20 protein-coding genes are annotated in these 22630 nt (G+C 53.0%); 14 read left to right on the top strand and 6 right to left on the bottom strand.

All coding sequences use genetic code 11. The annotated features are described in order from the left end of the window. Positions 1-23: 23 nt before the first annotated feature. The 11 genes from ACAW75_RS24885 to ACAW75_RS24835 all read left to right on the top strand — a co-directional run bounded on the left by ACAW75_RS24885 (position 24) and on the right by ACAW75_RS24835 (position 13352). A complete protein-coding gene (locus ACAW75_RS24885) occupies positions 24-1316 on the top strand; it encodes a glycosyltransferase family 4 protein (RefSeq protein WP_370731497.1) in 1293 nt (430 codons plus the stop codon). A 79-nt stretch (positions 1317-1395) separates the two neighbouring features. Next, entirely contained in the window at positions 1396-2304 is a 909-nt protein-coding gene (locus ACAW75_RS24880) for a glycosyltransferase (RefSeq protein WP_370731496.1), read from the top strand. After that, positions 2301-3533, top strand: coding sequence for a glycosyltransferase family 4 protein (locus ACAW75_RS24875; protein ID WP_370731495.1), 1233 nt, complete (start codon positions 2301-2303; stop codon positions 3531-3533). The genes ACAW75_RS24880 and ACAW75_RS24875 overlap by 4 nt, the downstream gene beginning before the upstream one ends. Before the next feature lie 43 nt (positions 3534-3576). Further along, a complete protein-coding gene (locus ACAW75_RS24870) occupies positions 3577-4746 on the top strand; it encodes a glycosyltransferase family 4 protein (RefSeq protein WP_370731494.1) in 1170 nt (389 codons plus the stop codon). After that, positions 4743-6107 carry an O-antigen ligase family protein gene (locus ACAW75_RS24865; protein ID WP_370731493.1) on the top strand — a complete coding sequence of 455 codons (1365 nt, stop codon included), beginning with the start codon at positions 4743-4745 and terminating at the stop codon, positions 6105-6107. Before ACAW75_RS24870 ends, ACAW75_RS24865 begins: the two co-directional genes overlap by 4 nt. Next, entirely contained in the window at positions 6104-6985 is an 882-nt protein-coding gene (locus ACAW75_RS24860) for a glycosyltransferase family 2 protein (protein WP_370731492.1), read from the top strand. Before ACAW75_RS24865 ends, ACAW75_RS24860 begins: the two co-directional genes overlap by 4 nt. A gap of 5 nt (positions 6986-6990) precedes the next feature. Further along, positions 6991-8250 carry a glycosyltransferase family 4 protein gene (locus tag ACAW75_RS24855; RefSeq protein ID WP_370731491.1) on the top strand — a complete coding sequence of 420 codons (1260 nt, stop codon included), beginning with the start codon at positions 6991-6993 and terminating at the stop codon, positions 8248-8250. A gap of 78 nt (positions 8251-8328) precedes the next feature. Next, positions 8329-9132, top strand: coding sequence for a WecB/TagA/CpsF family glycosyltransferase (locus tag ACAW75_RS24850; protein WP_370731490.1), 804 nt, complete (start codon positions 8329-8331; stop codon positions 9130-9132). Positions 9133-9223: 91 nt separating this feature from the next. Beyond that, entirely contained in the window at positions 9224-10120 is an 897-nt protein-coding gene (locus tag ACAW75_RS24845) for a glycosyltransferase family protein (RefSeq protein ID WP_370731489.1), read from the top strand. Between the two features lie 116 nt (positions 10121-10236). Beyond that, positions 10237-11703 (top strand): right-handed parallel beta-helix repeat-containing protein, encoded by a 1467-nt coding sequence (locus ACAW75_RS24840; protein ID WP_370731488.1) that lies wholly within the window; start codon positions 10237-10239, stop codon positions 11701-11703. A 2-nt stretch (positions 11704-11705) separates the two neighbouring features. Continuing rightward, positions 11706-13352 carry a glycosyltransferase family protein gene (locus ACAW75_RS24835; protein ID WP_370731487.1) on the top strand — a complete coding sequence of 549 codons (1647 nt, stop codon included), beginning with the start codon at positions 11706-11708 and terminating at the stop codon, positions 13350-13352. A gap of 45 nt (positions 13353-13397) precedes the next feature. Here ACAW75_RS24835 and ACAW75_RS24830 read toward each other — a convergent pair whose 3' ends face one another. Continuing rightward, positions 13398-14537 (bottom strand): glycosyltransferase family 61 protein, encoded by a 1140-nt coding sequence (locus tag ACAW75_RS24830; protein WP_370731486.1) that lies wholly within the window; start codon positions 14535-14537, stop codon positions 13398-13400. Positions 14538-14697: 160 nt separating this feature from the next. On the opposite strand from ACAW75_RS24830, the gene ACAW75_RS24825 reads away from it, so the two are divergent. After that, a complete protein-coding gene (locus ACAW75_RS24825; protein ID WP_370731485.1) occupies positions 14698-15684 on the top strand; it encodes a hypothetical protein in 987 nt (328 codons plus the stop codon). A gap of 88 nt (positions 15685-15772) precedes the next feature. Here the strand turns inward: ACAW75_RS24825 and tatC are convergent, their stop codons facing one another. From tatC to ACAW75_RS24800, 5 genes are all read right to left on the bottom strand, one after another. Then, positions 15773-16648, bottom strand: a complete 876-nt coding sequence (gene tatC / locus ACAW75_RS24820; protein WP_370731484.1) for a twin-arginine translocase subunit TatC — start codon at positions 16646-16648, stop codon at positions 15773-15775. A 112-nt stretch (positions 16649-16760) separates the two neighbouring features. Then, positions 16761-18068: a serine hydroxymethyltransferase gene (glyA, locus tag ACAW75_RS24815; protein WP_370731483.1), complete on the bottom strand. Its 1308-nt coding sequence runs from the start codon at positions 18066-18068 to the stop codon at positions 16761-16763. A 258-nt stretch (positions 18069-18326) separates the two neighbouring features. Beyond that, positions 18327-18794, bottom strand: a complete 468-nt coding sequence (gene rpsG / locus ACAW75_RS24810) for a 30S ribosomal protein S7 (protein ID WP_085410942.1) — start codon at positions 18792-18794, stop codon at positions 18327-18329. A 61-nt stretch (positions 18795-18855) separates the two neighbouring features. Further along, a complete protein-coding gene (rpsL, locus tag ACAW75_RS24805) occupies positions 18856-19281 on the bottom strand; it encodes a 30S ribosomal protein S12 (protein WP_085410943.1) in 426 nt (141 codons plus the stop codon). A 78-nt stretch (positions 19282-19359) separates the two neighbouring features. Further along, positions 19360-19938 carry a hypothetical protein gene (locus tag ACAW75_RS24800; RefSeq protein WP_370731482.1) on the bottom strand — a complete coding sequence of 193 codons (579 nt, stop codon included), beginning with the start codon at positions 19936-19938 and terminating at the stop codon, positions 19360-19362. A gap of 75 nt (positions 19939-20013) precedes the next feature. On the opposite strand from ACAW75_RS24800, the gene ACAW75_RS24795 reads away from it, so the two are divergent. Then, positions 20014-22053, top strand: a complete 2040-nt coding sequence (locus ACAW75_RS24795) for a M13 family metallopeptidase (RefSeq protein ID WP_370731481.1) — start codon at positions 20014-20016, stop codon at positions 22051-22053. 76 nt (positions 22054-22129) lie between these two features. Continuing rightward, entirely contained in the window at positions 22130-22573 is a 444-nt protein-coding gene (locus ACAW75_RS24790) for a four helix bundle protein (protein ID WP_370731480.1), read from the top strand. Positions 22574-22630: the final 57 nt, after the last annotated feature.

The following is a 22630-nucleotide window of genomic DNA, read 5'->3' as shown; positions in this document are numbered from 1 at the left end:
GCCTAAAACTCAACGTCAGGCTTATGAAAAAGGTCTTAATTTCAGCCTATGCCTGTGTACCTGGTTTAGGTTCCGAAGAGGGAAATGGCTGGCATTATTCGTCCATCGTCAGTCAGACAAATCATCAGGTATGGTGTCTGACCAGACTTGGTAATAAAAAAGCAATTGAACAGCGGTTGGCCGAAAGCCCGCTTCCCAACTTGACTTACGTTTATGTCGACACGCCAAAATGGGTCGAAAAAGTGTATTTCTGGGGCTTAGTCGGCATGTATTTCCATTACCTGTACTGGCAATGGGCTGCCCTGAAGACGGCTCGTCCATTGGCCAGAGCCCATCAGTTCGATGTGGTTCATCATGTCAGTTATGGTAGCCTGCAGTTAGGCAGTCTGCTCTACAAGCTGAACCGTCCGTTCATTTTTGGGCCTATCGGCGGCGGGCAGGAAGCACCAACATCCCTGCGTCATTATTTCAGAGGGCACTGGAAAAAAGAGCAGATGCGTACGCTGGTCAGTGAACTGCTTCTTCGGTTCAACCCCGGCTGTTTTGACGCCGTTCGGCAGGCCGACCATGTCCTTGTATGGAATGAGGATACGCGCCGTAAAGTTGAATGGCTCGGCCGTACAAAGCAGGTTTCGAAGGAGTTTAGTGGTATCTCACAGGCCTTTATTCCGCAGTTCCCTATCACGCATACACCAGGGTCTGTATTACAACTGGTTTGGGTGGGTCGGTTAATGCCCCGGAAAGCGCTCGAGCTGACACTGCATGGCCTTAGCAAGGTAGACCCGGCCATACCTGTTCAGTTAACTATTGTGGGCGATGGCGAAATGGGTAAACACATACCGGAGTACCTGGAAACTTACAAAATCCACGACCGGGTGAACTGGACAGGACGGGTAAACTACGAACAGGTGAAGGCGTATTACCGTCAGGCAGATGTGTTCTTTTTCACCAGCCTGCGCGACACCGGACCCGCTCAATTGCTCGAAGCCATGGCCTATTCGTTGCCTGTAGTCACACTGGCTATACACGGACAGGCCGAACTGGTAAATGAATCAACGGGGATTCGGGTGCCCGTTACCGACAGTGAAACGGTGGCTACCCAATTGGCCAGTGCCATTGAGTGGATGTATCATCATCCAGACGAGCGGATGATGATGGGCGCCAATGCCTATGCTTTTGCCAGCCAGCAGACCTGGGAATTAAAGGTCAGGCGGCTGGTTAGAACTTATTATGGGCCTGCGCATGACCTCTCCGAGCAGCCATCGCACGAGGTACCCATCCGGGCGGGTACGTCTGCCCCAGGCCGTATTGAGTAATCAATTGTCCCCTTAAGTAATTTTCATAAACAAGTAGCCTTGATAATAACTAGATTAAGTACACCATTAGACAAAACGCATGGAAACAGTTACGGCGGTAATCGTCACTTATAACCGCCTGGCGGATCTGAAAATTTGCTTAGACAGTTTACGTCAACAAACCCGACGGCCAGATGCCCTGCTGGTCATCAACAATGGTAGTACCGATGGCACCACCGAATGGCTACCTACGCAAACCGATCTGACCGTTATTAACCAGGCGAACCTGGGCGGAGCTGGTGGTTTCGCGGCGGGTATTGATGCCGCATTCAAATCAGGAGCAACCTGGCTTTGGTGTATGGACGATGACTGCATTGCCGCTCCCGACGCCCTGGAACAGCTGCTGACGTCGCCTAACCTGGGGCCTTGCATCAAAAACTCAATGTCGGTCAGCGTTCGTGATGATGAGGAATTGGCCTTTTATGTGGACCGGCCCAACCGAAAATACCGCAAAGTGGCCGATATGACCAGCTTCGACCTGATCTACGGGGTAGCGTCTTTCTTCAATGGCACGCTGATTCATAGTGAAGTCGTGGCGGCTATTGGCATTCCAGACCGGAAGCTGTTTATCTGGGGCGATGAAGTAGAATACATGACACGAGCTCAACGCATGGGCTTCCCGGTGGTAACCGTACCCAAATCGGTATTCCGGCATCCGCCCTCGTTCGACCGTAACGGTATTCCGTGGCCAGGCGCCTGGAAACAGTATTATGCTGTCAGAAACCAGCGCCGGGTATTTCAGAATGTACACGGACCAGCGGTAGGCATGGCGATCTTCATGCGCTGGGCTGCCCGCGAGATTGGGCAACAGGCCACCCAAAAACGTACGAACCGACTCTATAACGTGTTGCTTTTTGGTGAAGCGGCGGTAGACAGCGTAATCAACAATTTTCGTAAGCGCCCAGATACGATCCTGACGCTGCGGCTGTACAAAATGATGAACAAATGAACGTGTTGATTCCCACTTTTCTGACTGGCACGTCGCCCTCAGGCGTTGTCACCTACTACCAGACACTGACCCGTGATCTGCGTAGCCGGGGTACGTCTGTGCAAGTGGTAGAAACAACCGACACGCCATTCATCTGGAATAAAAGTCTTAACATCCTCGGTCACCTGTTCAAAAGGCTGGGCCAGACCAGCCGGATTTTGTGGGATGAGAGCAGTTTCTTCGTTCGGCTGTACCTCGGCGCCCGCCAGCACCGCAACCAGTCGTTCGATGTCATTCATGCGCAGGATGTGCGGTCGGGGGTGGCCGCGTATTACGCCCTGGAAAAGCAGGTTCCGGTTGTGCTAACGGCTCATTTCAACGACGATCCGGTCACCGAATTGATCACGGCAGCCAACCTGGCTAACAACCCGCTACCCGCCTGGCTCACCCGGGCGCTCACCCGCTGGTATCGCTGGTTGTTCGCTCATGTGGACAACTACATTTTTGTGTCGAACTACGCCTATAACCAGTCGAAGCACCTGTTGCGCGATAACGTTCGTCGGGCTATCCTGCCCAACACAGTGACCATTGACCCTGCCGATAAACAGACGTTGCGCGCCACACAGGACCGTGACACCTTCATTATCAGCAATGTTGGGTACGTTGATGAGCGTAAGAATCAGGAACTGCTGATTCGGATTGCAGCCGAAATAAAAAAGCGGGGCGTCACCGATTTCCAGGTCTGGCTAGTAGGCGACGGCCCCAAACGAGCTGCCTATGAACAGCTTGTCGCCGAGTTAGGGCTGGCCGAGCATGTTCGGTTTCACGGCCGGCAGTCGGCTCCCTGGCGGTGGGTTGCGCAGTCAGACATCTACGTGCACACGGCCCTGAACGACAACTGTCCGTATGCCCTGCTCGAAGCCTTTGCGGTGAACGTACCTGTGCTGGCGTTGCCCGTCGGCGGTATTCCCGAGTTGATGCCACATGGCAGCGGTCTGCTCCATGAACGCGACCCGGCTTATCTGGCCCGGCTTATTCTGACTTATCGCGATGAGGTGAAGCGACAGCACCTGATCAACGTACAGCGGCGCTATGCCGATACATACCTGAGCCACGAAGCCAGCCTCCGGAAACTGACGGCTTTTTACGAGGAAGTAACATCAAAAAATAACCCGCAACCGCTGAGCACCACACACCAACTGGCTTCAGACGAGCCATTCAGCCCGTCGACGAGTGTTGGTTCACGGTAGCTTTTTGTGTATCAACGGGTTTCATTCACTTACTAGTTTGTCTATGAACGTTTTGTGGCTTGCAGCAGCTCCCCACCCGGGTAAAACGGGGCATCCAGTGCCCTGGATAACGGCGTTGGCTAGCCGGCTGGTCACACAGGAAGCCATTACCATTACCATTATCAGCTACAACACATCGATTGGGCAGGACGAAGAGGTTGTGCGCGACGGGGTTCGGTACATCTACCTGAAAGTACCCGACGATAAATGGGACTTGCTGACCGGCTACAAGCGGCGGATCAAGCGGGTGAGCGATTATCTGCGCGATCAGGTGGGCACCAATGCGCTGGGTACGTTCGATTTGCTGCACATTCACGGCACCGAGCAGCAATACCCCGTGATGGCGGCTGGCCTGAAATTACCTAAAGTGGTGTCGGCCCAGGGCTTCGTCACTGAGTATTACCGCTACCTACCCAATCGGCCCGACTACCGACACGCCTCGTGGGCCGTTGCGAGTTATTACGAGAAACGGTATTTCCCTACAGTCCGGCATTACATTGGCCGTACCCACTGGGACAAAGCCATCATTCATAAGCTGAACCCCGGTGCGGTCATTCACCACAACTGGGAATTGATGCGGCCCGTTTTTTATCAGCCTATTGCACCTCCCAGTGACCAGTCGCCCAACGCCATGCTGTTTGTCGGCGGGTTGCACGATATCAAGGGAATTCGGGAAGCGTTACGTGCGCTGAGCCTGCTTCGTGAACGCTGGCCCCTTCGGCTCATCATTACCGGATTTGGCAACAAACCAGCCCTGCTGGAATTGATTGCCACGCTGGGACTTACCAATATCCCCGACGAGGCGGTAGAACACCGGGGTATGCTGACCGGCGAACAACTCTGGGCCGCCTACTCAGATGCCTTCTGTTTGCTACACCCCTCCTACATCGACAATAGTCCGAACAGCGTATGTGAAGCACAACTGGCAGGCTTACCGGTAGTTGCTTCGGATGTTGGCGGAGTGGCCTCACTGGTCGAAGATGGCCAGACAGGTATGCTCACGACGCTCGACCCCGCCAACATTGCATCGGCCGTAGGGCAGCTGTGGGAGAACATACCCCTGCGACAGCAACTTGCGGCCCAGGCCAGAACCGTTTCGCTCGAGCGGTTCGATGCCCAGCATATTACGCACCATACCCGGACGATTTACGAAGCCGTACTCGCTAATCCATGAACGTCGACGAACAGACCTACACCTTCCAGCCCGAAGCGGCTGAATCACCCCAAAAGCCGGGTGTGAGCGCCATGACCTGGGGTTACAGGCTGGCCTTGCTCCTGCTTCTGTTCGGGGTGAGTTCGCTTACCTACGGCTCCGACCAGACCAGCCCGATTCTTTCGGCGGTATCGAACCTGGCGGGCCTGGTGGCGGCCACGATGCTCTTCGTTGGGTATTTCGATTACCCCAGCCCGTATAAGCTCGTAGCGTGGGTGCTTAGTCTGGCTTTATTCGGCCTGGTACTCGAATCACTGTATATCTACAACCTGTATTTCTATTCGTTTTTCGTCATCAAGCGACTGGCCTATTGCGGATTAGCCTTATTGACGTTCGTTGTGGCCCGCCGCGCCGGACCGCTCAAACTGGGCTGGGCCGTAACGATCGTTGGCGCATTGTACTTCTATGGTCAGATCATTCTGGGGAAAATTCTGGAATATAACCTGACGTCAGAAAGTCGGAGTACATCGGCCTACGAATCATTTTACCTGATGCTGCCGTTGTTGTTTTTCCTGATGCAGTACCTGGAAAAAAATCGCCTCGTCGATTTCTTCGGCTTCCTGGGTACGTTCGGTTTGATCGTGCTGCTGCTTCACCGGTCTGTTATCTCGTCGGCTATGTTCGGCGTGCTCATCATAGCGGGCCTATCCGTTATGGGTAAGCTGGCCAACAGACGGTTACCCATTGGCCGCACCGCCTCTACCCTTTTTGTGCTAGCCTTATTTATTGTGCCTTTTGTGGCGGCGCTTTCGCCTAAAAAGGTCGATGCGTTTCTCGAAAACATTGGTGGTATTGCTAAACCAACAGAAGACAATACGGGAAACTGGCGGCTCGAACAATCGATGTATTACTGGAGCCAGATTCCCGAGCGGCCCTGGTTGGGCTGGCGCTACGAAGGCTACGATCGGGGCGAGATCATGGTGAATGAAGATTTTCCCGAAAAGGGCACCATCATTCACTCGCAGTACATCGACATGCTCTATAATTACGGCATTGCCGGGCTGGCGCTCAACCTGTTCATCATCTTCACCACGCTCTGGATGATCTACCGCCGCAACAGCACGTTCACGTCTGAACAGGCTGTACTCTTCGGCTTCATTGCCAGCGGTTTGTTATTTGGGGTATCCTACCAGCTGCCAATCTATTACTGGGGATATGTCGGCCTGGGCCTTTATTATGGGTTTAAGCGCGACGAGAAACCTGACGAGCCGCTCAAGACAATACCCATTGACAATCAGACGGATGTATATTCTCCGTACGTCCAGTATACCGAGTCTGTCAACCCATCGCCCCGGCGATCTGATCCAACAAACTACCTATGATTTACGTCGTTATTCCCGTTCATAATCGCCGTGAACTGACTCGCCGCTGCCTGGCTTGTCTGGCGGCGCAAACGTACCCACACCACCGTGAGATCGTTGTTGACGATGGCTCAACAGATGGTACCGGCGAAATGATCCGGCAGGAATTTCCGGACGCTATCGTTTTGCAGGGCGATGGTAACCTGTGGTGGACCGAAGCGACCAACGTCGGTATCCGCAAGGTGCAGGAACTGGTGGGGGCCTCTCCCGCGGCCGATGATTTTCTGCTGACGCTAAACGACGATACAGAGGTAAAACCCGATTACCTGCAAACGCTGCTCGACACGGAGATGAAACATTTCCCCTGCATCGTTGGCTCTCCGAGCGTTGACGTTGACGAGCCTGAGAAGCTGGAGTTTGCGGGCACAAAAATGAACCTGGTGCTGGCAGGTGGCCACCACATTGCCGATGATTATGACCGCAGCTATGCAAAACTGCGCAACCATGCCGACGCCATCGAGACCGACTCACTACCGGGGCGGGGTACGTTGATTCCGATGGAAGTTTTTCAGAAAATTGGCCTGTATGACTCAGCCCGGTTTGCCCACTACATGGCCGATGTCGAGTTCTCGGTGCGGGCTCACAAAGCGGGTTATCCCTTGCTGATCAGCACCAAGAGCGTAGTAGGCGAGTATGTCAAAGCAACGGGTATTTTCCTGGTTCAAAAGCCCGGCTGGTCAGACTTCATCAAAAGCTTTACCTCGATTCGATCGCCGACGAACCTGACAGTCCGCTATCACTTCGCTATGGTTCATTCAAAAACCAAGTTGCTGTATTTTTTGCTCGACGTGGCGCGCATTTGTGGAGGATTCCTTCGTCGTAAATTTCAACCCGTATAGTCCCTATGCTGACCATTCTACTATCGGCATATGCCTGTTTGCCAAACCGTGGATCAGAAGAAGGAAATGGCTGGCATTATTCTACGCTGCTTAGTCAACGGGGCGTGCGTACGCATTGCATTACGCGGGAAGAGTTTCGGGAAGCCATAGAGCCCGAACTGGCCAGCGGCCAATTCCCCAACCTAACGGTTCATTACGTGGGCGTGCCCGCCTGGCTCGACCGGGCTTATGGTAATCTGGTGGGTTTGTATGTGCATTATATCTACTGGCAGTGGAAAGCCGCCAGGCTGGCCCGCACCCTGGATCAGCAGACGGATTTCGATCTGGTTCACCACGTCACTTACAGCAGCCTGCAACTCGGCAGTTTCATGTATCGGGTAGGCAAACCGTTCATCTTCGGGCCGGCGGGTGGTGGCCAGCGCGTACCTAAAGTAATGAAGCATTACCTGGGCAAGTATTATTCGCGGGAGTTGATGCGGGATGCGGTCAGCTGGCTACTTCAACGGCTCAATCCGGGGTTTTACCGCACCATGCGCCAGGCCGATCAGGTGCTGATTTCTAATACGGATTCGCTGCAACTGGCGCGTGCCTATCGCGGGAAAAAGCCGATGGAGCTCATGCTCGATTCAGGTATAGGCTCTGACTTTTTGCCGCAGCAACCAATAGAACGCGCCGCTAATCCGCCTGTGCTGAAGCTGCTGTGGGTGGGTCGCCTGCTGCCTCGTAAAGCACTTGAGCTGACCATTCGTGCGTTCGGCCGGGTCAATCCCTCACTGCCTATCCGCCTGACGATTGTGGGCGGCCAGGGCGAAATGGCTGAAGAGGTGCCAACGTACCTGACAAAATATAACGTAACCGACCGGGTAGACTGGGTAGGGCATGTATCGTACGATGAAGTGCTGCAATACTACCAGAAATCAGACATTTTTCTGTTCACCAGCCTGCGCGATTCTGGCCCCACGCAGGTGACCGAGGCAATGGCCAATTCGATGCCTGTTATTACGCTGGCCATTCACGGCCAATCGGAAATGGTCGACGGAACAAACGGAATCAAAGTACCTGTCGAGTCCGATGAGCAGGTTTTGAATGACCTGGCTGCGGCCATTGAACGGCTCTACTACAATCCTGTTGAGCGGCTGGAGATGGGCCGCCGGGCGTATGCTTTTGCCAAACGGCAGGTATGGGATGAAAAGATAAACAGGTTCACCGACCGGCTTTATCCCTCGCTTATAAGGCAGAAGCCGCTGGTCAGCGCGGCCGAATAGCCTGTTGGTCAGGTTAAAATAAACGGCCGACAGGAGTTTTTATCCGGTTTGTCCTGTTGATAAGTCAACCTCAACAATATGAAACTATATTCATCTGAAACGACTCCCCTGCCGCGCGCACGGGTGGTCAGTATAGGCGTTACGCCCGGAACGTTTTCAGACGTGAAGGAAGCCATCATTGCGTCGGCGCATCAGGGAGAGTCGCAAACTGTCTGTTTCCCTAATGCCCACATGGTGGTTGAAGCTCAACAAAAACCTGAACTGGCTCAGGCGGTGAACAGTGCTGACTGGGTGCTGGCCGATGGTGTCCCCCTTCTCTGGGCGGTGAATCGGATGTACGGCTACAACCAGGAGCGGGTAGCGGGTATGGACATGATGCCCGCGCTGCTTGAACGGGCTGCCGAGGAGCATATTCCCGTGCTTTTTTACGGGTCAACGACCGAACGCCTGCAGGAGGCGGCGGCCGTTTGCCATACGCGTTTCCCCGGCCTTCAGATTGCCGGGTTGATCTCACCACCCTTTCGTCCGTTAACGCCGGCTGAAGAAGAAGCCGAGGTAGCGCAGATTGTGCAGTCGGGTGCCCGGTTAATTTTTGTGGCGCTGGGTTGTCCTAAACAGGAGCTCTGGATGGGCCGTATGCGCGGGCGAATCCCGGCTGTGATGCTTGGCATCGGCGGTGCCCTTCCTATTCTGACAGGCGAACACAAACGGGCGCCGGCCTGGGTACGTAGCATGGGGCTGGAGTGGGTATTTCGCCTGGCTCTTGAACCACGTCGGCTGTTCCGTCGCTACGCTACCACCAACGCCCTGTATGTCTGGCATCTGGGTCGCCAGTTGATGGGCGGCCAGCGAACGGCTCTGTCGGGAAGCAACCCGTTATAATCGATCGATATCTACCCATTCGTAACGTACCTGGCCACAGCCCTTTACTGGGTTGCCGTGCAGGTACGCTGGTTTACAACTCCTCAACACGATGAACGCACCGGTCATTCTTTTTGCCTACAAACGGCCCGATGAACTCCGCCAGACGATTAAAGCGCTGGAAGCAAATTACCTGGCTCCCGAAAGCGAGTTATACGTCTTTGTTGACGCCCCCAAAAAACCGGCCGACGAAGCTGGTGTCAACGAAGTAAAGGCGCTGATTGCCCGGATCAGCGGGTTCAAAACCATTCACCGGAATTATGCGGAGTCGAATATTGGCTGTGCCGACTCCATCATTCAGGGCATTACAACGGTGCTGAAGCAGCACCCGTCGGCGATCATTGTGGAAGATGATCTGATTACGGCGCCCAATTTCCTGGACTATATGAATCAGGCGCTGCAACACTATGCGAAAAATAAGCGTGTTTACTCTGTAGCCGGCTACACATTCCCGTTTGCCAAACCACCGGGCTATACCGACGATGCCTACTTTGTTCCCCGGCATAGTCCCTGGGGATGGGCAACGTGGGCCGATCGCTGGCAATCGATCGACTGGACTGTAGCTGATTATGACCAGTTTAAAAACGATTCGGTGCGGCAAAAGGCATTCAACAGCGGTGGATCTGATCTGAGTCGTATGCTCCGGCACCAGATGGAAGGCGCCATCGACGCCTGGGATATCCGGTTCTGCTATAGCCGTTTCAAAGCGGGTGGCCTCACCGTTTACCCAACTAGCTCTAAAGTGCAAAACATTGGTTTTGGGCCAGGTGCTACCCATACCGACATTTTTAATCGGTACAAAACCCAGCTTGATGCTGGCCAGCAGCGAACGTTCACATTTCCCGAAGTGGCCCAGCCCACCGACTATTATCACCGTAAAACAATACAACGGTATAGCCCCATTACCCGGATTTATAACCGGTTGAAAACGTATGCAGGCATTCGATGATTAATGTCCCATGAAGGCAGCGTAAGGCCAAAGACTCCGTCAGGAACCGTATCGCAACCCGACGAAGGCATTACTTCTTAGGTAGCCTCCATTGGACATTCTTTCTCAACTCACTTATGAAATCGATACAATTAATCACCGCCAGTGCCTTTATGCTGGCGATAATACTAGTCAACTGTAAGCAGGTTGAAGTAGATCCAGATACGTTTATTCGGCAAACAGCCACTGATTCGCTTACACTGGCCCAGGTACGTGCCTTCAACCGGGCCGACATCCCAGCCAATATTTACCTTACCGACCCGGGTATGGAAGGGCTTTTTGTACTTGATCGGGCCGACAGGACCACCGCAGACAACACAGGCATTGTGCTGGTCACGTCTACGGGTCGCCGGTTCAAGCGGCAGTTTACTGGCGCCGCCAATGCCCGCTGGTTCAATATTCTCCCCGCCGACGATGATATCGGTCCCGAATTGCAGGTTGCCATTAACGCAACGACTGGCGACGTGTTCATCCCGGATGGTCAGTACACACAACGGACGGAAGTACGCATGCGCAGCAACCTGGGTCTGCGTGGTACACCGGGGAAAGTGACCATTACCCTGCCCAAGAGCTACGTTTCGCTCTTCAACCCGATTGATACGAAACCCGATCTGGACAACGTAACCCTCGACGGGATCAACTGGGTGGTGACGGCTACGGGCGAAGGCAGTTACGGTGTCATATCCATCGATGGGCCAACAGTAAATAACTTCACGATCCAGAACTGCCGCAGTAGCGATGCGGCGGCCCAGGCCAGCACGAACTTCCTGACGCTGAAAGTACAGGCGGGTAAAACGGCTAAGAATATTGTGCTTCGCCAGAATGACATTCGAGCAAAACGGATGGCGTTCGAGGTGTTTAACCACGACAACTTCAATGTCTACGCGGGCCAGAACATCACGGTAAGTGGTAACACCATTCACGAATGTACGTTTGGTATCTCGCTGTCGGGACCTCTGGATGGCCTGACAGTGTCTGAAAACTACATCAAGAATTGCAGCCTGTACGGGATCGAAATTGCAGGTGCGTCGAAAAACGTAAACATTCTGAATAATAAGTTTGAAGGCACCTTCGACAAATTCATTGAAGGCTCGAACGACGGAAGCGGCAACGGACTGGTTGTTGGGGGCCTGGTCATTGTGGGAAACCAGACCGTTGGTACGGTTACGGGTGGCATTCAGCTGTTCAATGCCGGCGCTGCGCAGTTTAACCACAACACGCTGATGATGACCGGCCGCTTGGAATTGCTCACTATATCGAGCACGGGTGGCGTGTATGAGAGCAACGTCATTGTCAGTGGTGCTACGCATGCCATTATCTGTGACAACGCACCGAACAATATCTTTCGTGACAACACCATTTCCAACAAACCGGCGACCGAGAATGTCGCTACATTCAGGGCGTATGGCGAAAAAGCGACCGGCGTGATCGTGGCCAACAATCGCTTCAGTAAAGGAACGGGCGGCGTCTATTTCGATGCGGTCTCCGGCGCAGCCTATTCGCTCACCGCAAACATTGACGAAGCTGGCAAACCCATTCAATAACTATGCTGACTATCAACCGGCTGAGTGCAGCAATGCTGCTGACCCTAACCGGCAGTCTGATTGTATCGTTATTCTTTAAGGATCAACATCTTTGGATGGATGAGGTACTGAGTTACCTCCTCCTGTCTGATCCGTCGCTGGCGCATGCCAATCGCGCCATAGTGAGCGGTATGGATGCCAATCCGCCGCTGTTCATCAATTTGTACTGGCTGATCGGGCATGCCGTCAGCTTGAACTCCATTTTTTTAAAGAGTCTTTCCATCCTTTTGTTTGCGGGAACGGTGGTCTGGTTTTTCCGGTACACCACCCGCCTGCTCGATCAGAATTCATCGGTGCAGCAGACTACAGGTACGTTGCGGAGCCGAACAGCCGTGATCAATTTTCTGGTCATTCTGATTGCCCTTAGCTTAACGTACCTGAACTACACGCTCTCGACCCAGATTCGGACTTATAGTCTGTACCTGCTACTCGGCTGGGGGTATATTGTTACCCTGCATCAACTGATGCTTCACCCGCACAACAGGCGCTGGCTGGTTGCGCTGGCGGTTGTTGGCATACTGTTCCTCTACACGCACAATGTGGCCCTGTTCTATATAGCCGGGGCCGGCTCCTTTTTTGGGCTACTGTGGCTGACCGACTGGTTTCGCCGTAGAGAGATGCGTTACTTCCCCGTCGTGGGCGTTCATCTGCTGATGGCGCTTGTCTGGCTGATCACCTGGTTTCCGTCGTTCAGCATTCAGGCCCAATCGGGGGTGCCACACTCCTGGATTCCGGTCCCTACGTTTCTGACGTTTTTTAAAACCATCGGCGACTTAATCCCTAATGTATCTGCCCACCTGGAAGTAGCACACCCCCTGTTGATGGTGGCGCGCGTACTGGTGGTCACGGTTCTTTTCGGCTGGATTGTGGGTGCGCAGTTGCGGACGCATGGGCGGGCTGCCCTGGCTAATCCAGCGTTTGCTTTTTATGTTCTCGCTGGCTTTCTGATCGGGTTCACGTTCTCTCTCGGCCTTGCGGTGTCGCTGGTGCATACGTCGGTGTTCCTGAATCGGTACTTCTGGCCGTCGAGCCTGTTGCTGCTTTACCAGCTCATTTATGCAGGCTGGTGGTTACGTGACCGGGTCTTTCCACAAGCCTGGTCTACCAGTCGTATAAAGCTCCCTGCCTTTTCTCCCCTGCTGAGGTCACTTGTCCTGGGGAGCTTTCTGGCCTTGATAGGCCTTTTCATTGCGTATCAGAATCGGAAAATCCCTTTGTTTTCCGGCGCTATCAGCCATGATATTGCCAAGCTGAAACCTGGTCAACCGGTTCTGCTCGAATCGGCCTATTATTTTTTACCCATCCGATTCTATCAGTCACGTCAACCCATTTATTACCTGCTCGACTGGCCAACGGCACTCGATACTCGCAATGTGCTGGAGTCGACTACCGATTATAAAATTCTGGAAGGCGTAGCCGACAATTATCGGCTAAGTGGGCTGATCCGGCCCAGGCAGTTCAATCCGGCTCACTTTAATCACCACTTCTATGTGGTCGACGAAGCCAGTCGTTACCAGATAGAAGCCTTTATTGCCCGTGGTCAGGTTAAAGTACACCAGATCATTCCGACTGGCGTAGCGGGACACAAAATTCTGGACTGCTCGTTTTAAGCGGTCATGCCCGATCGGTTGTGGACGTTTACCGAAGGGTATCGGTTAAGCGCCGGCCTGACTCAGCAAGGCGAGTACGCCGCGTTCAACTTCGTCGATCGAAACGTCGATATCAGCGTCGAGGAAGGTGTAATGACTGTCTGCGGGTGGGCCTAAACAGTAGGCAGCGTGCCGCAGGCCCAGCACCTGTGACATATAACGGAAGTATTCGGGGCGGTAGTTCGGGGCAAATAGCTCAAACAGCTGCGTACCTGGCCTACACCAGAGAATATTGGAGAAAGAAGCCCCATGCGGACCGATGATGAACGAGGCGGACCTATACAGCGCTATCTGCTCACGTACAGACCGGGGTTTATCGTCAATGATGTCAAAATCGTGCCGACGGAGCATCGTGGTCAGTGCTTCTTCATTGTTCACTTTCCGCCGCGCCTTCCGGCTGATGTAAATCCGTCGGGTGGTATTTGTACTTGTAAAGGGGATCTGTTTGTCAATTAGGCTTCTTAAAGCCAGGAGATCAGCGGCAGCCGGATAGAACCAACTACTGTTGTTGGCCAGTATACACCGCTCAAACTGGATTATGTACAGGCGGCTGTCGATCAACCGATCGGCCCCAACGCCAAGTATACCTAACAGCTCTGCTTCATACGGTGTGTTAGACAGTGGATAAGCAACAACAGCTTTATCGAACTGTGCGGGTGTCAAAACGGTTTTAATACGGGCTAGTTTAGCTACAACAAATAGCAGAAAATCAGAATACGTACCCCAATAGTGGCTCCAGGGCGCAATAACGACGGGATAAGTAACGGTAGTGCGTTTGTCTGGTTTCAGGAGATCGGTCACTATGGCCTGATTGCCGAAATCTGTATCCAGAAACGCTTTACTGATGGCCAGATTACCACTGCGGAGCAAGGAAGCACGGCCGGTGTTGTTTGGGTAATCCCAAACGAAATCCGGGTCTGTCTCGATTACTTTAGTATGAAACAATTCTTTTTCAGGAGTAGCAGCATCAACCACCCGCTTCAATGTGATGGGTGATTTAATTGACTTACTAACCTGAAAAGGACGCAACAAGGCTTCCGTTTGCGCCTTCGTCAGCAATTTTAACCCGACCAGTTGTAGTAAGGCGGGTGAAAAATGTTTGAGGCGATCTTTAAGTCGTCTGGAAATGACGGTTATTGTGGGCATCCTTCTTGTGTTGATATCTAGTTAACCTACGTACTTAGAACTACTTTGACTATCTTTTTCGATTCAAAATGAGGATTTGGTATAAAAACAGTAAAATGGCCCGTTGCCTCACTTCCGGCCGATCCTCAGACCATCAACCATTAACACACGTAGATAAGCGATGAATAATCCCCGTGCTTTGCCCAAAGACATAGCCAGCCACTCAACAGAAGCGGGCTTACCCAGCTCAGGGTCAAGATTACAGGTGAGCAGTTCAGCCTTGACTTTCGACCATACCGAATTAGGCGATGAGAGTTATTTAACGTTGAAGATAACGCCTCCCCAGCCCAATACGCTCATTGTCGTTTCCGTTGATGAGTCATCCATGTTTCAGGTGGCAGCAGGCGTAGAACGATTGGCCTATAAACAAGCCATGACCTTCAAACCAGAGCCAACCGGCTCTTATATACACCTGCGTTACACACCTGAGCGGGCAGGTCGGCACCAAGCCATCTTAACGGTAGAATCGCCGGCAACGGCCGAAACGATCAGCATTCCAATGGCTGGTCGTACACTTGGCATAGCCTTGCCCGCCGTTAACCTGCTGCCGGCTGGCGAACAGCTGGTTGGGCGTTCTACCCGTTCGTTGGCAACTTCGGTGTTGATCGGCAGTCTGGCTATCGGTATAAGTTGCGCTGGGTACATCTATCGCTGTGACCTCTGGCCTGGCCTGTGTGCTGCATCTTCCCCTTCATCTGCCTCTGAACCAGCCAAGGATGCACTTACAAACGAACCGGTCACCAACGCAGCCACCCTGTCACCTCCAACCGAAGTCAAATCGAACAAACCCGTTACCCGACCAGTGGCGACACCGGTAAAAAGGCCAGTCGTAGCCAGCAAACCCGACGAACCGGTCAAGCAGACAACGGCAAAGGCTACTCGCACCAACCGTGAGGCAATAGGGAGGGAAACGGCAAACGTACCTGCGCGACCAGCGAAGTCACAAGAGACACCGGCCACCACACTCCGCAAGGAAACCGTCATCACCAAACCGGCCGCGCCACAACGTACCCAGCCGCCAACCGTTGCACCACCCAAACCAGCAGCAAAGCCAAATCCGGCCGAAGAATCAGAACTGGAACGGGTGCTAAACCGGGGTACCAACTAGCTTAAACAGGACTGCCCGTTATACAATACAGAAAGGCCCCGCTGACGTGCTTGTCAGCGGGGCCTTTCTGTATTGATCTGTAGCTTCTCTATTTCAGTTCAGCGAGTCGGGCACGTTGAACTGAGCCTGACACCAGAATACTTACTTCGTACAGAATCACTAATGGGAACGCAACCAGCAGCTGACTGTAGATATCGGGCGATGGCGTAATAATACCGGCAACCACCAGAATAACGATCCAGGCATGCTTGCGGAAGGTACGCATGAAGGCCGGTGTCAGTACACCCACTTTCGACAGCACAAACGCAATCATCGGCATCTGGAACATCAACGCGCAACCCAGCGATAGCGTAGCCAGGATACCGATGTATGAGGTAATATCGTACTGATTTTTGATCTGTGGCGACAATTGCCAGTTGGCCAGGAAGTTAATGGCCAGCGGCGAGGCTACGTAATACCCGAACATCAGGCCCATCAAGAAGAGCATTGAGACAAAGAATACAGCTCCACGGGCTGCTTTCTTCTCTGTAATGCGTAGGCCTGGCTTAATAAAACGCCAAACTTCCCAGAAAGCATACGGAAACGCAAAGGCCAGCCCGATGATGAACGAGATCGTAATACCCATCGTGAAGTTGTCTGACATGCCCAACGCCTGCAATTGAAAGTCGAGCTTATCAACGCATAGATCAGGCACGTTCAGTGCGGCCGACAGTTTGCACAACTGTCTATACGCCCAGAAATCAGGGCGCGATGGCGCTAGAATAACTAAGTCAAATATTTCGTGGATATACACGAAAGCGATTAACGCGAAGACAAAAATCGATGCGAACGCGCGTAGTAGGTGCCAACGAAGTGCTTCCAGGTGCTCCAGAAAGCTCATTTCGGTACCATCGCCCGGTTCTATTTCGTCGGTGTCGTCGCCGTCGTCGTACCCTCGCATGTCAAATGCCTGATCTAGTGCCATTGTTAATGAGTGAATGAGTGAATGAACGAATGAGTGAGTAGACCTTGCTTAACTAGACACGTGCCAGAGCAGCGCGTATTCACTCATTTGCTCACTCACTCATTCATAATTGTTATGCGTATAACGGAAATGCCTTCATCCAGGCGTTAATTTTCTCCCGAACGGCATTAATCGTCTGATCGTTGTCGTGGTTCATCAACACCTCGTCGATGTACGCCACGATAACTTCCATATCAGCTTCCTGCATACCGCGCGTGGTCATGGCGGCCGTTCCAACCCGCATCCCCGACGTGACCATCGGCGATTTGTCATCAAACGGAACCATGTTCTTGTTAATCGTAATATCAGCCTTGATCAGCGTGTTCTCGGCCAGTTTACCGGTCAGGCTGGTTGCTGCGCCGCCTTTCGTGCGCAGGTCGATTAACATCAGGTGATTGTCTGTTCCACCCGAGATGATGCGGTAACCGCGCTCGGTAAAGGCTTTGGCCATCGCCTGCGCGTTGGCTTTTACCTGCACGGCGTAATCATAAAACTCATCGGTCAGCGCCTCGCCAAACGCCACGGCCTTGGCCGCAATGATATGCTCCAGCGGGCCGCCCTGCGTACCGGGAAATACACCCGAATCGAGTAGCGACGACATCATGCGCAGTTCCCCTTTTGGCGTTTTCAGACCAAACGGGTTCTCAAAGTCATTCCGCATCATGATCAGACCACCGCGCGTTCCCCGTAGCGTTTTGTGCGTCGTTGTGGTAACGATATGCGCGTGCGCCAGCGGATCGTTCAACAGACCTTTAGCAATCAACCCGGCCGGGTGCGATACGTCGGCCAGCATCAGCGCACCAACCGAATCAGCAATGGCACGCAGGCGGGCATAATCCCAGTCGCGGCTATAGGCAGATGCACCGCAGATCAACACCTTTGGCTTTTCACGGTGTGCGGTTTCTTCAACCACATCGTAGTTGATCACGCCGGTTTCCTGTTCTACACCGTAGAACGTTGGCCGGAAGTATTTACCCGAAATGTTCACCGGCGAACCGTGCGTCAGGTGCCCGCCGTGGCTCAGGTCGAAGCCCAGGATCGTGTCGCCGGGCTTCAGCGTGGCCAGGAACACGGCCGTGTTGGCGTTGGCTCCTGAGTGCGGCTGAACGTTGGCCCAGGTCGCACCGAACAATTCTTTCACCCGATCAATGGCAATCTGCTCAACCTGATCGACTACTTCACATCCTCCGTAATAGCGTTTACCGGGCAGGCCCTCAGCATATTTGTTGGTCAGCACACTACCGGCGGCTTCCATCACCTGCGGTGATACAAAGTTTTCGGAAGCGATGAGTTCAATGCCCGACTCCTGCCGGTGTTGCTCTTTGGCAATCAGATCAAAAATCTGCGTGTCGCGGGTACGGGTGGTCGTAGTTGTGGTCATTTTTTGAAATTCGTTTCAGGTTTCAGGTTTCAAGTTCCAAGTGGCGCTGCTAGTATCTACAGGATAGTGTGTTAGCAGCGCCACTTGGAACTTGAAACCTGAAACCTGAAACTCGTTTTTGTACCCTTCAAAGGTACGGTGTTTCGGTCAGATGCGATTTATCAGCCATTAAAAAAGCCCCTCCAGACGAAGGGGCTTTTCTGTATCTCGAAGCCTATACAGTTCACCAGGAAATTGTACAGGATAAGCGACCCCGATCTAGAACCGGAAGTGTGAGAACGCTTTGTTGGCTTCGGCCATGCGGTGGGTGTCGTCCTTCTTCTTAACGGCGGCACCTTCACCTTTAGCAGCAGCAATGATTTCACCGGCCAAACGGTCTACCATTGTTTTTTCACCGCGTGAACGGGCAAAGCGGATAAGCCATTTCATGCCTACCGAGACTTTCCGATCTGCGCGTACTTCAGTGGGCACCTGGAAGGTAGCTCCACCGACGCGGCGGCTTTTAACCTCAACAGAAGGCATCACGTTGTTCAACGCCTTTTTCCAGGTATCAATGCCGCTTTCGTTGGTGCGCTTGGCAACCAGGTCAATGGCATCATAGAAAATGGCGTACGACAGTGACTTCTTGCCTTCGTACATCAAATTGTTCACAAACTTGGTCACCAGAACCTCTTTGTATTTAGGGTCAGGCAACACGTACCGCTTGGGTGGTTTCGACTTTCTCATTGTGTCTTCAGATTGCTCTTACTCTGCCGTAGTCTTTCAACGGGCAGTCTGAGTTAACTAATTACTTTTTCTTTTTAGCTGGGGCACCTTTGCCTTTTGCGGCAACAACCTGACCTGGCTTCGGACGCTTGGCGCCGTATTTTGACCGACTTTGCAGACGGCCGCTTACGCCAGCCGTATCGAGCGCACCGCGCACGATGTGGTAACGCACACCCGGAAGGTCTTTCACCCGGCCACCACGAATCAGTACGATTGAGTGCTCTTGCAGGTTGTGACCTTCGCCCGGAATGTAGGCGTTAACTTCTTTCCCGTTCGACAAACGAACACGGGCTACTTTGCGAAGCGCCGAGTTGGGCTTCTTGGGAGTGGTCGTGTACACACGCGTACATACACCCCGACGCTGAGGACATGCATCCAAAGCTGGTGACTTCGATTTGAAGTTCAGCTTCTCGCGGCCTTTGCGGACTAACTGTTGTATGGTAGGCATTAACTAATTGGTTTTTTGCTATGGCTATCCCAAAAAAATGGGAGTGCAAAGGTAAGAAAAAATAGGCAACAAGCAACCTTATCGCTTGGAAACTCGCGTCAATGTAGCTAACTGTCGGCTGCGCACTGGGTACGTTAATATAGGGGCCGCAGCCGGGCCAGTGGTCCGGGGCTTTGCTTCGGCAAAAAAGAGGGCGAAACCAATCCGATCTGGCTCAGTCAGAAACGTGTAGGTCGTTGTGATCAGGTTAGTACCCACCGCGAACTGACTGGTTAGCTGATCGCCAATCTTGGTGGCGTCGAGTACGATGCCATCTTTCTCATCGATCTGGTATTTTCCGTTCGCCGCATCGACCACCACCAGCTCGTACTCCCGTACTGCCTGCTGTCCGTACTGAATCTGAAACGCATATCGGCCCGGCTGCCCTCGCAGCGAATCAATGGTGAGGCGCATGGTTTGTGTTTGCGGTAGCCGGTTCCCCGGATTGGTTATCTGAAGCGTTCCCTCCCAGGCCCCCAGATGGCTTTGTGGAAAACGTTTGGGCGGTTGCGGTGTCTCGGCCACAGGTACGTTCTCTTTGGCGTTCTTCTTCGCTTTTCGCTGCGCCCGGGCCAATGTTGTCAGGCTAAGTAGGACAATCAGAAATAGATAACGCATGGTGTATTGCGAGCATAAAGGGTGGAAATTCTTGGTTAAATTTGGTGATTAATTATGTCTCAACTTCATCCTCTTATGAAAAAACAGTGCCTTGTGGTGGCTGCTGCGCTGCTGGTAGCAGGCGGCACCACACTTGCCGGCAACCCGCCCAAAAAGCTGACGCCCCCTGATCAGCGCAAATTCATCGACCCAAAGAACATGGACGCCTCCGTGAAGCCGGGCGATGACTTTTACCGCTATGCCAACGGGACCTGGCTGAAAAACAACGCGATACCCGCCTCGAAAACATCCTGGGGCAGTTTCAACGAGCTTCGCGAAAAGAGCGTGGAAGCCATGCGGAGTCTGCTTGCCGACGCAGCAAAGAATCCGAAGAAAGGTCGCTTACAGCAAATGGTTGGTGATTTCTATGCCAGTGGCATGGATAGCGTTACGATTGAGAAACGCGGATGGGACCCACTAAAGCCTGACTTTGCCCGCGTCGATAAACTTCAGAACATGACCGACGTTTTGAACGAGCTGGCCTACCAGCGTCGGCAGAGCAACGGCATGCTGCACGGTTTCTCTGTCTCGCAGGACCGCAAGAACGTGAGCAAGTACCTGCCGCAGTTCGGCCAGGGCGGCACAACGCTCCCCGACCGCGATTATTACCTGAAAAACGACGCACGCAGCACCAAGATCCGGGATGCCTACCGCGATCACCTGACTAAGATGTTTGGCCTGATTGGCGAGGCAAACCCTGCCCAAAGCGCCGACAAGGTGATTAAGCTCGAAACAGCACTGGCTCAGGCGCAGATGGCCCGCGTGGAGATGCGCGATCCGTACAAGACGTATAATAAACTGACGGTCAAAGAGTTCGACAAACTGACGCCACACATTAACTGGGTTGACCAGATGAAGCGGTTTGGCGTAATGGAACAGGATACGGTGCTGGTCAGCAATCCGAAGTTCTTCAAGTCGATGGACAGCCTGCTGGTGGCCACACCCGTAGGCGACCTGAAGACCTATATGCGCTGGAATCTCCTGCGTGGTGCGGCTCCTTACCTAAGCACGCCCTTCGTCAATCAGAATTTTGCGTTCTCGAAGGTATTGACCGGTCAGAAAGAGCAGACACCCCGCTGGCAACGCGTAAGCAGCCTGATCGACGGAACGCTGGGCGATCTGCTGGGGCAGCTCTACGTACAGAACTACTTTAAACCCGAAGCGAAACAGCGGATGATGACGCTGGTCGACAACCTGGAAGCGTCGTTCAAAGAGCACATCAACGGTCTGGAGTGGATGACGCCCGAAACCAAGAAAAAGGCGGTGAATAAACTGGTCTCGTTTAAACGGAAGATTGGCTACCCGGACAAGTGGAAGAACTACGATGGGGTAACCATTAAACGCAATGACTTCTACGGCAACGTGGATGCGGCTGGTAAATGGTCGTACAATTACATGATCAACCGCCTTGGCAAACCAGTCGACAAGACCGAATGGGGCATGACGCCGCCAACGGTGAACGCCTATTACAGCCCGGTAAACAACGAAATCGCCTTCCCGGCGGCTATTCTACAGTTCCCCTTCTTCGACGCCAACGCCGACGACGCCATTAATTACGGTGGTATCGGTGCCGTAATTGGTCACGAGATGACGCATGGTTTCGATGATTCGGGCCGCCAATACGACGCCGATGGTACCCTCCGCGACTGGTGGACAAAATCCGATGCCGACAAGTTCAAAGAGCGGGCCGGTAAAGTAGAAGCGCAGTTCTTCGGGTACAAAGTGCTCGATACGCTGGCCGTCAATGGTAAGCTCACGCTGGGCGAGAACCTGGCTGATCTTGGTGGCCTGGCCATTGCCTACGATGCCTTCAAGAAAACGAAGCAAGGGCAGGGCAACGCGGCCGTTGATGGTTTCACGCCTGATCAGCGCTTCTTTCTGTCATGGGCCCAAGTGTGGCGTATCAACGTGCTACCCGAACAACAGGCACAGCTGATCCTGACGGACCCGCATGCGCCTGGTCAATATCGGTGCAATGGTCCGTTGAGCAACATCGATGCCTGGTATAACGCCTTCAATGTGAAAGCTGGCGACAAACTCTACAAAGCACCCGATCAGCGAATCCGGGTCTGGTAGAGAGAAGTTTCAGGTTTCAGGTGCTCCGCTAACCAACCGGATAGGTATCTTAGCGGCGCTACTTGAAACCTGAAACTTGAAACCCGAAACCTTTTTTATGGCTTCCATACAGCGATTCGAAGATCTGCTTTGCTGGCAGAAGAGCCGCGAATTATACTCCCTCATTTACACGATGACTAAAGCGCCACAATTTGCTAGCGACTTTAGCCTTGTTGATCAGATTCGACGCGCTAGTGGCTCAGTAATGGATAATATTGCTGAAGGCTATGAACGAGATGGCGCTAAAGAACTTGTTCATTTTCTAAGTATTGCTAAGGGGTCACTAGGCGAAGTAAGATCTCAGTTATACCGAGCCCTCGACCAGCAATACATTAGTCAGGAAGAATTTGAAGTAGCTTATAACCTTGCCTTAGAAACCATTCGAATTACCAGTGGTTTCATGACATATATGCGTACCGCTGGGTATAAAGGCACAAAATTTAAAGTAGAAGAACCCCCAATAGGCTATGGCCTAATCTAAGTTTCAAGGGCTCCGCTGATCAACCGTTCGGCAAATAGGCGAAGCACTTGAAACTTG

It is taken from the genome of Fibrella arboris (assembly GCF_041321095.1).
GTDB lineage: Bacteria > Bacteroidota > Bacteroidia > Cytophagales > Spirosomataceae > Fibrella > Fibrella arboris.
This window is presented reverse-complemented; position numbering and strand designations above follow the sequence as displayed.